Origin of the sequence: Marinococcus sp. PL1-022, from assembly GCF_033845285.1 — a bacterium.
In the GTDB taxonomy this organism is placed as follows: Bacteria; Bacillota; Bacilli; order Bacillales; family Marinococcaceae; genus Marinococcus.
The window spans coordinates 391,823-404,717 of sequence record NZ_JAWXCX010000001.1; the positions used below are offsets into that span (position 1 = coordinate 391,823).

The window sequence follows — 12,895 nt, forward strand, 5'->3', positions numbered from 1 at the left end:
TTCCTCTTTCGTATAGTCTGTGGTTTGATTATGACTTTAATAAAGCTGGAGTGAAATAGATGAAGAAAAACATCAAAGTGACGGCAGCAATTCTGGTCACAGCAGCGGCAGCCGGGACCGGGGGTGCAGCCGTAGGTGCTTCTGTCTGGGGAGGAGATTCGGGAGCGTCCTCCTCCGCCTTGTCCGAATCCGGTTCGGACAGTGGAGCGCAAAACGTGTCAGAAGAGGACTTAAACAAAATCAGTTCAGTGTATGATCTGATTGACTCCGAATACATGAGAGAAGTGGACGATGATGCGTTGGTGCAGGGGGCAATCGAAGGAATGATCGGAGAACTCGATGACCCTCACTCCAGCTACATGAGCGAAAGCACAGCACAGGAATTCACGCAGTCGCTGGATTCGTCCTTTGAAGGCATCGGAGCTGAAGTAAATAAATCCGGGAACGCAGTAACGATCGTTTCTCCAATTGACGATTCCCCGGCAGAAGCCGCCGGCCTGCAGCCGAATGATGATATTTTGGAAATTAACGGAGAAAGCACAGAAAACCTTGAACTTAATGAGGCAGTTCTGAAAATCCGGGGAGAAAAAGGAACGAATGTAAATCTCACTGTCCAGCGTGGAAGCAGCGAGCCCTTTAATGTTGAAGTGGAGCGCGATGAAATTCCGATCGAAACCGTAGAGGGTGAAGTGATCGAGCAGGATGGCGAAAGCATCGGTTATCTGAATATATCGTCATTTTCTGAAAATACAGCCAATGAGTTCGAAACCCAGCTCGAGCAGGTGGAGAGTGAAAACATTGACGGACTGGTGATTGATGTCCGGGGAAATCCGGGCGGTTATTTGAATGCGGTGGAGGATATCGGCAGCATGATTATTCCTGGCGGAGAGCCGATAGTTGAAATTGAAGACCATGAAGGTACGATTTCAGAAGTGACTTCTTCTTTAGAGGAGAACAAGGATTATCCGGTAGTTGGCGTGGTTGATCAGGGAAGTGTATCTGCTTCTGAAATTCTGGCAGCTGCAATGAAGGAGGCCGGAAACTTTGAGCTGGTAGGGCAGACAACCTATGGCAAAGGAACGGTTCAGCAGGTGATGGAGCTAGATGATGGAAGTGACGTGAAGCTCTCTGTCTCTAAATGGCTGACGCCGGAAGAAAACTGGATTAATGAAGAAGGCGTGGAACCGACCATTGAGCAGGAGCAGCCCGATTATTTCCAGGCATCTATTTTATCCATTGATGAAGCCCTGGAGCCGGATACGACGGGTGAAAATATTGCCACTGCACAGACGCTCTTAAAAGGAGCCGGATTCGATCCGGGACGTGAGGACGGGTACTACAGCGAAGAAACAGAAGCGGCAGTACAGGATTTCCAGGAGGAACAGAAGGATCTGGAAGCCACTGGGACGCTGACGCCGGAAACAGCAGACGCGCTGAATGATTTAGTGCTTGAAAAAGTCCAGAACAGAGACAATGACAAGCAGCTGCAGCGCGCGCTTGATACAGTCACAGAACAATAATTGAAAGCTGAATGATGCTGGTGGCCGGGGCATGCCCGGTCCGAAGAAAAGGAGGAAATAGTGGATGCAGGGAATAATCGGTGAAATTGGTCCTGCGTTAGCGTGGTTTTTTCTGAACCCGCTGACTTACATAATGATAGCAGCCATGCTTATGATTGGTTATCTTCGGGTGAAAAGAGAACGAAAAATGTTTCATGCAAAAATGTATCCAATGCTGATGGAATTAACAATGAGTGTTATTCCGGCGATAGTAATCGCTGCTTTTGTCTCGGTCATCACCATTGTTACGGGCATTTCACTGCCTCTTGGAGCAGTCCTGCTTGCGATGGTGATCAGTGCCCTGCTGGCAGTGTCAGGCCTGCACCGCTGGCTGACCGCTCTGCACGTATGGGGTACGGCATTTTTAGCCGCTCTGGCACTTGATGCTGCCGGGATCACAGTACCGTTTTTCTCTGCCGGAGCCTGGCTCGGAAACGGCTTTGATGCTTTTTCTCTGATGGTCTGGCTCGCAGTGCTCACGCTCGCGGAAGGAATACTGATTGTCTGGAACGGTACAAGGTTTTTTTCTCCCCTTCGGACGGTCAGCCGCCGCGGCAAGCCAATTGGCGGCCAGATTACGCACCGTATCTGGATGCTCCCGGTATTTCTGTTTATCCCGGGAAGTGCTGTTGAAGCGGGAGGCTGGTGGCCGCTCCTTCCGGGCGGAGCTGCTTTTTCCCTTCTTTTGCTTCCGGCAGTGATCGGCATACGTATGAAAACCTTCGACCGTCTGGCGTCTGTACAGGTGCGGTTGGCCGGCTGGTGGGTCGTGCGGATCGCTATTCTTGCCGGCGCTGGTGCAGCACTTGCCTATTTTTACAGTGGATGGATTATTCCAGTAATTGCGGCTGTCCTGATTTTGCTGCGGGAATGGGTAACCATTGCGGCCGGCAGTTCAGCTAAAAGCAATTTTCTTTATACGCTCCGCGGCGACGGAATATCCGTACTCGCTGTTCTGCCGGAGTCGCCGGCAGACCGGATGCATATTAAAGCAGGTGAAGTCATCCGGCGGGTGAACAGCGAAAAGGTATATGATGAAGCGAGCCTCTACCGGGCAGTGCAGAAAAATTCCGCCTACTGCCGGCTGGACGTGGAGGATATTAACGGAGAGCTCCGCCAGGCGCAGGCAGCGCTTTACAGCAATCAGCACCATCAGCTTGGAATATTAATGATCAATAAAGAACGAACGGCCCCGGAAAGCATCCATACGGCCCAGTAAAACAGAACCCTCTGCCGGGTTCTGTTTTTTGTATAGGTCGGGGAAAATGTCATTTTCTTTGCATTTACAGGGGAGTGGAGTACAATAATAATAGCGAATATACGTTCGTTTTTGTGTTGTTTCTTTCCAATCTTCATGTGGTATAGTAAATAGACATATGACCGGAACGCAGACAGGAAGTGAGGGACTAATATGAACGAAACATTTGAACTGGCGAGTAGATATAATCCGGCCGGCGACCAGCCGCAGGCGATTGAAAAGCTGGTTCAAGGGTTAAAGGACGGAAAAAGATACCAGACGCTGCTTGGGGCGACAGGGACCGGGAAAACGTTTACAGTATCCAATGTGTTAACAGAAGTAAACCGGCCGACGCTTGTTATGGCGCACAATAAGACGCTTGCCGGGCAGTTATATAATGAATTTAAAGAAATGTTTCCAAATAATGCAGTAGAATATTTTGTGAGCTATTACGACTACTATCAGCCGGAGGCCTACGTACCGCAGACAGACCAGTTTATCGAAAAAGACGCGAGCATTAATGATGAAATTGACAAACTAAGGCACTCGGCGACGAGCGCCTTATTTGAGCGGGAAGACGTTATTATCGTGGCCAGCGTTTCCTGCATTTATGGTCTCGGCTCGCCGGAGGATTACAGGGATCTGATGCTGTCACTCCGGACGGGTATGGAGATCGAACGGGATCAGATTCTCCGGAAGCTCGTGGACATTCAATACGAGCGCAACGACATTAATTTCGTGCGCGGAACGTTTCGCGTGCGCGGTGACGTGGTCGAAATTTTCCCGGCATCAAGAGAAGAGCACTGCATTCGTGTTGAAATGTTTGGCGATGAAATCGACCGGATCACCGAGGTGGACGCTCTGACCGGCGAAGTTATCGGTGAACGTTCACATGCTGCCATTTTCCCGGCATCCCACTTTGTGACGAGGGAAGAAAAAATGGAGCGGGCCATTAAAAATATTCAGCAGGAGCTTCAGGAGCAGCTTGAAAAGTTCCGGGCAAACGGCCGGGAGCTTGAAGCGCAGCGGCTTGAGCAGCGAACCAATTACGACCTCGAAATGATGCAGGAGATGGGCTTTTGCTCCGGGATTGAAAACTATTCGAGGCATCTGACCTTCCGGAATCCCGGAGATGCGCCGTATACATTGATTGACTATTTTCCGGATGATTTTTTACTCGTGGTGGATGAGTCCCACGTTACGCTTCCGCAGGTGCGCGGCATGTACAACGGGGACCAGGCCAGAAAGCAGGTGCTCGTGGACCACGGCTTCCGGCTTCCGTCCGCGATGGACAACCGTCCGTTGAAATTTGATGAATTTGAAGGGCGGATCAACCAGGCGATGTTTATTTCCGCAACGCCGGGTCCGTATGAGCTCGAGCACGCTCCGGAAGTCATTGAACAGATTATCCGGCCGACCGGGCTGCTCGACCCGACAGTGGAAGTGAAGCCGATTGAAGGACAAATCGATGACTTGATTGGGGAAATCCATGAGCGGCGGGAGCAAAATGAGCGGGTGCTCGTGACGACGCTCACGAAGAAAATGGCAGAGGATTTGACCAACTATTTAAAAGAGCTCGGTATCCGGGTAAAGTATCTGCACTCGGACATTAAAACGCTCGAGAGGATCGACATCATCCGCCAGCTCCGCCTAGGCCAGTTTGACGTTCTGGTCGGCATCAATCTTCTCCGGGAAGGGCTGGATATTCCGGAAGTGTCACTGATTGGCATTCTGGATGCAGATAAGGAAGGCTTTCTGCGCGCGGAGCGCTCCCTTATCCAGACAATGGGGCGTGCTGCCCGGAACGACCGCGGGCATGTTATTATGTACGCAGACAAAATGACGCGTTCGATGGACGTGGCTATCAGTGAAACGAACCGCCGCCGCGAGATCCAAATAGCGCATAACGAAAAATACGGCATTACACCGAAAACGATCCAAAAAGAAATCCCTGCCCTCATTCAGGCAACGGTCAGCTCAGAGGATTCATCCGATATTGATAAACCAGCTCTTGATAAAATGAGCAAGACGGAGCGGAAAAAAGTAATTGACCAAATGGAAGACGAAATGAAACAGGCAGCCAAAGACCTGCAGTTTGAACGCGCAGCGGAACTGCGCGATATGGTATTAGAACTTAAAGCGGAAGGATGACCAACGAATGGCAGCAGATAATATTAAGATTCAGGGGGCGAGGTCCCACAATTTAAAAAATATTGATGTGACAATTCCGAGGGACCAGCTGGTCGTCATGACTGGATTATCCGGCTCCGGGAAATCTTCGCTTGCCTTCGACACAATTTATGCTGAAGGGCAGCGCCGGTATGTCGAATCATTGTCGGCTTACGCCCGTCAGTTTTTGGGACAGATGGAAAAGCCGGACGTCGATTCCATTGAAGGGCTCTCCCCGGCGATATCAATTGACCAGAAAACAACAAGCAAGAACCCGCGCTCGACGGTCGGCACCGTGACGGAAATTTATGACTACCTGCGCCTTTTATTTGCACGGGTCGGTACGCCTTACTGCCCGTACCATCATGTGCCGATTACCTCCCAGACTATTTCCCAGATGGTCGACCAGATGATGGCTTATGCTGAACGGACGAAAATGCAGATTCTCGCTCCGGTCATTGCCGGCAGAAAGGGAGAGCATGTGAAGGTGATGGATCAGCTGAAGCAAAAAGGGCTGGTGCGTATTCGCGTGGACGGGGAAATGCGTGATATTGGAGAAGAAATCAAGCTCGAAAAAAATAAAAAGCACGATATTGAAGCAGTCGTGGATCGTATCGTCATTAAAGACGGTGTGGAGACCCGGCTGGCGGACTCCCTGGAGACGGCCCTCGAGCTCGGGGAAGGGAAGGTGCTGATTGACGTTGTCGGTGAGAAGGAAATGCGGTTCAACCAGCATCACTCCTGTCCGGAATGCGGCTTTTCAATTGGGGAGCTCGAGCCGAGAATGTTTTCCTTTAACAGTCCGTACGGTGCCTGCCCGACCTGTGACGGTCTTGGCAGCAAGCTCGAAGTGGACAGCGACCTTGTCGTTCCCGATCCGGACCGGACACTCCGGGAGCATGCCATCGCCGTGTGGGAGCCGATCAGCTCCCAGTATTACCCGCAGCTGCTCCGTTCGGCCTGCGATCACTTTAATATTGATATGGATAAGCCGTTTAAAGACCTTCCGGCAGAGCATAAGGAAATACTGCTCGAAGGCAACGGCCAGCAGAAAATAACCTTCCGCCACAAGAACGAACGCGGTCAGGTCCGGGAACGCCAGATTTATTTTGAAGGCGTGCTGAACAACGTTTCCCGCCGCTACCGTGAAAGCGGGTCGGATTTCACCCGTGAACAGATGCAGCAGTACATGAGCAACAAGCAGTGCCCAACGTGTAAAGGTCACCGCCTGAGCCTCGAGGCGCGTTCTGTGCTGGTTGGAAATATTCACGTCGGGGAGCTGACGGATCTTTCGATTCAACAGGCGTATACGTACGTGGAAAATATCGATTTAACGGAAAAGGAAATGGAGATCGCCCGCCTGATTCTGCGTGAAATTAATGAACGCCTCGGCTTTCTCATTAATGTCGGTCTCGATTATTTAACCCTGAGCCGCTCCGCTGGCACACTGTCAGGCGGGGAAGCGCAGCGCATCCGGCTGGCGACCCAGATCGGTTCGGCACTGATGGGCGTCCTTTATGTCCTTGACGAGCCGTCGATCGGCCTTCACCAACGGGACAACAACCGGCTGATACAGACGCTGCAGAACATGCGTGACCTTGGAAATACGCTGATTGTTGTTGAACATGACGAGGACACCATGCTTGCTGCCGACCATATCATTGACATCGGTCCCGGGGCCGGCCGCCACGGCGGCAATATTATCGCTGAAGGCACCCCGGAGGAATTGAAGGAAAATGATGCCTCCCTGACCGGTCAGTATTTAGCGGGAAAAAGATTTATTCCGCTCCCGGGGGAACGGCGTAAGCCTTCCGACCGCTGGCTGAAGGTGAAAGGTGCTGTGGAAAACAATTTGAAGCGAACGAACGCGGAGATTCCGCTTGGCCTGCTGAGCGCGATCACCGGTGTTTCGGGATCTGGAAAAAGTACACTGATCAACGATATTTTATACAAGGTGCTTTCACAGAAGCTTCACCGCGGTAAGCAGAAGCCGGGCGCGCACAAAAGCGTGGAAGGCATCGACCAGCTCGAAAAAGTAATTGATATCGATCAGTCGCCGATCGGCCGGACGCCGCGTTCGAATCCGGCGACCTACACCGGAGTATTTGATAATATCCGCGAGGTATTTGCGATGACCAACGAAGCGAAAATCCGGGGCTACCAGAAGGGACGCTTCAGCTTCAACGTCCGGGGCGGACGCTGTGAGGCGTGTAAAGGCGACGGTATTATCAAAATAGAAATGCATTTTCTTCCGGATATTTACGTCACATGTGAAGAGTGCGGTGGCCAGCGGTACAACCGTGAAACGCTCGAAATCAAATATAAAGGCAAAAATATTGCCGATGTCCTGGAAATGACTGTGGAAGAAGCAGTGGACTTCTTTGAAAATATTCCAAAAATCCGCCGGAAAATCCAAACGTTATACGACGTTGGTTTAGGGTATATAAAACTAGGGCAGCAGGCAACGACACTTTCGGGCGGGGAAGCCCAGCGGGTGAAGCTGGCTTCCCAGCTGCATCGCCGTTCCACAGGCAAATCCCTGTATATCCTCGACGAGCCGACAACCGGCCTGCATGTGGATGATATCGACCGGCTGCTGAAGGTGCTCCAGCGGCTTGTGGATAATGGAGATACTGTGTTAATCATCGAGCACAATCTCGACGTCATTAAAACGGTAGACCATATCATCGATCTCGGTCCGGAAGGCGGAGCAGGCGGCGGTAAGATTGTGGCCACCGGCACGCCGGAAAAAGTAGCGGAATCACAGGCTTCCTATACCGGCTATTATTTAAAACCGGTGCTTGAAAGAGAACGGGAGCGCATGGCCAGGCAATGGGAAGCATCGGAGCAGGCCGCTCATACCCCTTCATCATAGAAGAATCGACTGAAACGGATACCACTGTTCTTCGTATGTAATAGGAAGCAGAAGGCTGAGATTCCACGTACCGGTTCTGATATATTACCGAAGGAGGAACATGAAATGGATGAAGAACGTCAGCGAATACTGAAAATGATGGAAGACGGTATTATTTCTCTGGAAGAAGGGGAACGTCTTCTCCGGGCCAAAGGCTCTGCTGCTTCTTCCGGTCCCCAGGCAGACAGCAAGGAACAAGGGGAAGGCAGCTCCTCCGAATCCCGGAGAAGCGGCGCCTACCGGACAGATAAGAAAGCAGCCGGCAGCGGTCAGAAGAGAAAAAACAAGGAGGATCCGTTTGCGATGCTCTCCGGCTTTTTTGACCATGCGCTTGACCGCGTCAAACGGTTCGACCTCGACTTTAATTTCGGCCCGTCCGTGGACTTCCAGCATACGTTTGAACATGATGAAAGCGACATTCGTTCGCTCGATATGTTTATCCAAAATGGAAGCCTTATCTGTCAGAAGTGGGAAGGGAACACCATCCGTGTTGCCTGCCAGGTAAAAGCTTACACAGAAGAAAGTGAAGATGCAGCCCGGCGAGAGTTTATCGAAGGCACTGAGTTTGACTCCCGGAGCGGAAAGCTCCGCTTTGCTTCAAGATCCGGCAATTATAAAGTTCAGGCGGTCGTTTATGTGCCGGAAAAATCCATGGATAAGATGGATGTATCCACGTTTAACGGAGACGTCAGAATTGACGGAGTTCAAACAGACAATCTGTACGTTAAAGCAAGCAACGGGGCAATCACAGTACTGCATGCTTCCGCCGGCTATCTGGCAGTGGAAACGGCCAACGGGGCCGTGGAGCTGAAGGAAGGCAGAATCGGCAGCGCCGACGTCAAAACGTGGAATGGCTCGATTCATTACGATGGATCGCTCTCAGATATTGAGGCAGAGGCGCTGAACGGAGCGATTACAGCCCGGTATACGTCACTGAGTGAGAGGAGCCGGGCACTTCTTTCCACTACGACGGGGAGCATCAAGGTGATTACACCTCGGGATATCCGAACGGAGGGCGTGCTCCGGACAAACGTCGGGAATTACAAGTGTCTGCTCGACAACATTGAAGTAAAAGAAGAAAAAAGCGAATTCATGCAAAAATATTATCAGTTTGTATCCAATGCCGACGCGACTCCAACGCTGAGGCTTGAGGCTTCGGCAAAGACAGGTACGATAACTGTCCAGAATCACGAATAAAAAACTGAAAGGGTGATCAGGTTGGCAAAGAAGAAGTTGTATAAATCCCGTGAAGACCGGAAATTAACAGGCGTGTGTGGCGGATTGGCAGATTATCTCGGCTGGGATTCATCCTTAATACGGATTATCAGTGTGGTGCTTGTTATCCTTCCCGTTACCTCCTGGGTACTGCTGATTTATCTCGTATTAGCCGTGCTTCTCCCTAATGAAGAGGACGCCGTCTCCTGATGGGCTGTTTAGTACCGTTTATTGTTAACACCATTGCATTAATGGTAGTAGCCGGGTTTTTCCCCGGCTTTACTATTGACGGCTTTGGGGCAGCTATAGTGGCCGGTTTGGTGTTGACGCTGATTAATCTTGTGATCCGCCCGCTATTAATTTTTTTCACCCTCCCGCTTTCTGTCGTAACATTCGGCTTGTTTATTTTTGTGATCAATGCGCTGATGCTGATGCTTACGTCGGCGGTGATGGGAGAAGCTTTTAACATGTCCGGCTTCGGCATGGCTTTTCTTGCCGCTGTAGTGATCGCTGTTTTAAATATGCTGATGTACAATCTTTTCGTAAACCCGCTGAGTGGAAGAAAAACGTGAGGTTCTTCCGGAGGCCGGGGAAAATAATAAGAGGTAAAAATTGGCCCGCCTGCCGGCGGGTCTTTTTCGTGCAGCAGGGAAACTGAAATCCTCTGGAGCAGGTTCCATCTTCTTTTGAAAACGTGCTACAATAACAACGTACGAAAAGAGAAAGCAAACGCATTCAAAAAACGACAGAGCGATTTTTGAGGGAGGCAGCACGATGGCAAAAGTGACGGCAACGGATTTAAAGGAGCGGTTTCAATTAGAGCTTCTCGCCGGGGAAGAAGGGCTGTACCGGGCGATAACCACGAGCGATATTTCCCGTCCGGGAATAGAAATGGCCGGTTTTTTTACATATTATCCTGCCCGGCGGCTGCAGCTGCTTGGGCGGACAGAGCTTTCTTTTTTTCAACAGCTCCAGGACGAAGAAAAGCAGGAACGCATGGAAAAGCTGTGTACATACGACACTCCGGGCATTGTCATCTCGCGTGGGCTGGTAGCTCCGCCGGAGCTGATTGAGAATGCGGAAAAGACCGGTGTTCCGATCATGCGCTCGCATCTGGCAAGCACGCAGCTGATCAGCCAGCTGACGAACTATCTCGATACGAAGCTGGCCAAATCGACAGCGATGCACGGCGTGCTGGTGGATATTTACGGCATCGGTGTGCTGATTACCGGGGCGAGCGGCGTAGGGAAAAGTGAAACGGCGCTTGATATCGTACGCCGGGGCCACCGGCTTGTAGCGGATGATTCTGTCGAAATCCGTCAGCAGAACGGTGACACCCTTGTTGGCACGGCACCGGAGCTGATTCAGAACCTGCTTGAAATCCGGGGTCTCGGCATTATTGATGTCATGACGCTGTTTGGGGCAGGGGCTGTCCGACCATATAAACGCATCTCGCTGACCATTCACCTTGAGCTCTGGGATGAACAAAAAGCGTACGACCGCCTCGGTCTTGATGAAGAGACGCTCCAGGTGCTCGACACGGAGATTCAGAAGCTGACCGTTCCGGTGCGGCCGGGACGAAACCTTGCCGTTATTATTGAAGTGGCGGCGATGAACTTCCGGCTGAAACGGATGGGCGTGAACACAGCTCAGCAGTTTTCGGACCGGTTAAAACAGATGATTGACGACGGTGATAAAGAAGAATTTTAATTATTATACATTTAGCAGTCAGGAGTGGCAGGGGATATGATTTATTCATCGATGCAGCCGATCGACCGGGTCGCCTTTGAAGTCGGGTCTGTGCCTATTTACTGGTACGGGATTCTCATTGGCCTCGGCGCTCTGCTTGGGTACATTTTAGCTTCCTATGAAGCAAAAAAACGCGGGCTCCCGGAGGATATTTTCGCGGATCTGCTCATTTTTGCCATACCGATTTCGATTATCTGCGCCCGGTTGTATTACGTGATTTTTGAGTGGGGCTATTACGCCCAGAATCCGGGAAGTATTCTGGCGGTATGGGAAGGCGGTCTTGCCATACACGGCGGATTGATTGGTGCCGTGCTTACGGGCATTGTCTTTTCGAAAATCAAACGGGTTTCCTTTTGGAAGCTGGCTGACATTGCCGCACCGAGCATTATTTTAGGGCAGGCGATTGGACGCTGGGGCAATTTTATCAACCAGGAAGCCCACGGCGGCGAAGTGAACCGTTCGTTTTTAGAGGGGCTGCAGCTGCCGGAATTCATTATTAATCAGATGTATATTGAGGGAGCCTACTATAATCCCACGTTTTTGTACGAATCGCTTTGGAATATTGCGGGATTTTTACTGCTTTTAGGACTGCGCCGGGTTAATCTCCGCCGCGGGGAGCTGTTTTTAACGTATGTTATCTGGTATTCCTTCGGACGCTTTTTCATCGAAGGAATGCGGACCGACAGCTTAATGCTGTTTGATACGATCCGGGTGGCACAGCTGATTTCAGTGCTTTTGATCATCGCAGCCGTGAGTCTGATTTTATACCGCAGACAGGCAGGCCTTGCCAAAGCAAGATACTTAAGTAAAGACGGTCCCGGCATATAAGGATAAAAGCGAAAGGGGAAGCCTCATGACCAGATGGAATACACTGCTGTTTGATTTAGACGGCACGCTGATTGATACCAATGATTTGATCATTTCTTCTTATGAGCACGTGCTGACGTATTATGCTCCGGACCAATACAGCAGGGATGACATCATCAGCTGGATCGGGGTGCCGCTGGCGGATAACTTTTCAAGCATCAGCAGCAACCCGAGCCAGGTGGAACAGATGATTGACACGTACCAATCCCACAACCTGGCAAACCATGAAACGCTCGTCCGGGAATACGACGGCGTGTATGACACTATTAAAAAGCTGTACGAGCGGGGCTATTCCCTCGGTATTGTAACGACAAAGAGAAGGGAGGCGGCGGTCAAAGGAGCCGATATGCTCGGGCTGCTTCCTTTTTTCTCGGCGTTCGTTACAGTGGATGATGTTGAAAACCCGAAGCCGCATCCGGAGCCGCTGCAAATAGCCATGACACAGCTGAATGCCCGTCCGGAGGAAACCATTATGATTGGCGACAGCCAGTTTGATATTATGGCAGGAAAAAATGCCGGTGTTCACACAGCGGGAGTGGAATGGACCATCAAGGGTGCATCGTTTCTGAAAAATTATGAACCGGACTGGATGCTCACCCGGATGAGCGATCTGCTCGATATTGTCGGGGAACCAGAGGAATGAGAAAAACAGACCGTTATTTCCCGGGTAATAATACCAATGCTCTGTGGCAGATGTACCGTACGGTCCCGTTTTTGAAGGCCTTCAAAAATACAGCGGTTATTGAAGCTTCGCGGGTCGTGCCGTTTGTGTCGGTGAAGCGGTGGATGTACCGGCAGCTGCTTGGAATGGAAATAGGTGAAAAAACGGCGCTTGCGTATAAGGTCATGCCGGATCTCATGTTTCCGGAGAAAATTCATATTGGCAGCAATTCTATTATTGGTTATCAATCGACGCTTTTGACCCACGAGCATTTAATTGATGAATACCGGCTCGGCGATATTGTAATCGGAAACGAGGTTATGGTCGGTGCCAACGTGACTATTCTGCCCGGGGTGACGATTGGCGACCGGGCGGTGGTGGCAGCAGGAACGGTCGTGCATAAAGACGTGCCTCCGCGGGCCTTTGCCGGAGGCAGTCCGATGCGGATAAGAACATAGGCTTCAAGCCGGCTTTTTGGAGGCCGGCTTTTCGCTTTTCTGGAAGCGTAAAAGACTGATAGGGCA

The 12,895-nt window shown here is 51.0% G+C and carries 11 protein-coding genes; all 11 read left to right on the forward strand.

All coding sequences use genetic code 11. The features are described from left to right. Window positions 1-59 precede the first annotated feature (59 nt). Window positions 60-1,520, forward strand: a complete 1,461-nt coding sequence (locus tag SIC45_RS02055) for a S41 family peptidase (RefSeq protein ID WP_319630908.1) — start codon at window positions 60-62, stop codon at window positions 1,518-1,520. Window positions 1,521-1,584: 64 nt separating this feature from the next. Next, entirely contained in the window at window positions 1,585-2,778 is a 1,194-nt protein-coding gene (locus SIC45_RS02060; protein ID WP_319630909.1) for a PDZ domain-containing protein, read from the forward strand. 192 nt (window positions 2,779-2,970) lie between these two features. Beyond that, window positions 2,971-4,947, forward strand: coding sequence for an excinuclease ABC subunit UvrB (gene uvrB / locus SIC45_RS02065; protein WP_298785154.1), 1,977 nt, complete (start codon window positions 2,971-2,973; stop codon window positions 4,945-4,947). Window positions 4,948-4,954: 7 nt separating this feature from the next. Then, the gene (gene uvrA / locus SIC45_RS02070; protein WP_319630910.1) at window positions 4,955-7,840 is read left to right on the forward strand and encodes an excinuclease ABC subunit UvrA; all 2,886 of its coding nucleotides are present in this window, start codon (window positions 4,955-4,957) and stop codon (window positions 7,838-7,840) included. 105 nt (window positions 7,841-7,945) lie between these two features. Continuing rightward, a complete protein-coding gene (locus SIC45_RS02075) occupies window positions 7,946-9,076 on the forward strand; it encodes a DUF4097 family beta strand repeat-containing protein (protein WP_319630911.1) in 1,131 nt (376 codons plus the stop codon). 21 nt (window positions 9,077-9,097) lie between these two features. After that, window positions 9,098-9,304: a PspC domain-containing protein gene (locus tag SIC45_RS02080; protein WP_022793861.1), complete on the forward strand. Its 207-nt coding sequence runs from the start codon at window positions 9,098-9,100 to the stop codon at window positions 9,302-9,304. After that, a complete protein-coding gene (locus tag SIC45_RS02085) occupies window positions 9,304-9,666 on the forward strand; it encodes a phage holin family protein (protein WP_298785165.1) in 363 nt (120 codons plus the stop codon). Before SIC45_RS02080 ends, SIC45_RS02085 begins: the two co-directional genes overlap by 1 nt. A 202-nt stretch (window positions 9,667-9,868) precedes the next feature. Beyond that, window positions 9,869-10,804: an HPr(Ser) kinase/phosphatase gene (hprK, locus tag SIC45_RS02090; RefSeq protein ID WP_091613440.1), complete on the forward strand. Its 936-nt coding sequence runs from the start codon at window positions 9,869-9,871 to the stop codon at window positions 10,802-10,804. Between the two features lie 36 nt (window positions 10,805-10,840). Further along, a complete protein-coding gene (gene lgt / locus SIC45_RS02095) occupies window positions 10,841-11,671 on the forward strand; it encodes a prolipoprotein diacylglyceryl transferase (RefSeq protein ID WP_413645495.1) in 831 nt (276 codons plus the stop codon). 25 nt (window positions 11,672-11,696) lie between these two features. After that, window positions 11,697-12,353 (forward strand): pyrophosphatase PpaX, encoded by a 657-nt coding sequence (ppaX, locus tag SIC45_RS02100; protein WP_319630912.1) that lies wholly within the window; start codon window positions 11,697-11,699, stop codon window positions 12,351-12,353. After that, window positions 12,350-12,829: an acyltransferase gene (locus tag SIC45_RS02105; protein WP_298785173.1), complete on the forward strand. Its 480-nt coding sequence runs from the start codon at window positions 12,350-12,352 to the stop codon at window positions 12,827-12,829. The genes ppaX and SIC45_RS02105 overlap by 4 nt, the downstream gene beginning before the upstream one ends. The last annotated feature ends 66 nt before the right edge of the window (window positions 12,830-12,895 follow it).

Excerpts from the sequence above, each read along its gene's own strand:
- SIC45_RS02055 (WP_319630908.1), top strand. The coding sequence starts at position 60 with ATGAAGAAAAACATCAAAGTGACGGCAGCAATTCTGGTCACAGCAGCG.
- SIC45_RS02060 (WP_319630909.1), top strand. The coding sequence starts at position 1,585 with ATGCAGGGAATAATCGGTGAAATTGGTCCTGCGTTAGCGTGGTTTTTT.
- uvrB (WP_298785154.1), top strand. The coding sequence starts at position 2,971 with ATGAACGAAACATTTGAACTGGCGAGTAGATATAATCCGGCCGGCGAC.
- uvrA (WP_319630910.1), top strand. The coding sequence starts at position 4,955 with ATGGCAGCAGATAATATTAAGATTCAGGGGGCGAGGTCCCACAATTTA.
- SIC45_RS02075 (WP_319630911.1), top strand. The coding sequence starts at position 7,946 with ATGGATGAAGAACGTCAGCGAATACTGAAAATGATGGAAGACGGTATT.
- SIC45_RS02085 (WP_298785165.1), top strand. The coding sequence starts at position 9,304 with ATGGGCTGTTTAGTACCGTTTATTGTTAACACCATTGCATTAATGGTA.
- hprK (WP_091613440.1), top strand. The coding sequence starts at position 9,869 with ATGGCAAAAGTGACGGCAACGGATTTAAAGGAGCGGTTTCAATTAGAG.
- lgt (WP_413645495.1), top strand. The coding sequence starts at position 10,841 with ATGATTTATTCATCGATGCAGCCGATCGACCGGGTCGCCTTTGAAGTC.
- ppaX (WP_319630912.1), top strand. The coding sequence starts at position 11,697 with ATGACCAGATGGAATACACTGCTGTTTGATTTAGACGGCACGCTGATT.
- SIC45_RS02105 (WP_298785173.1), top strand. The coding sequence starts at position 12,350 with ATGAGAAAAACAGACCGTTATTTCCCGGGTAATAATACCAATGCTCTG.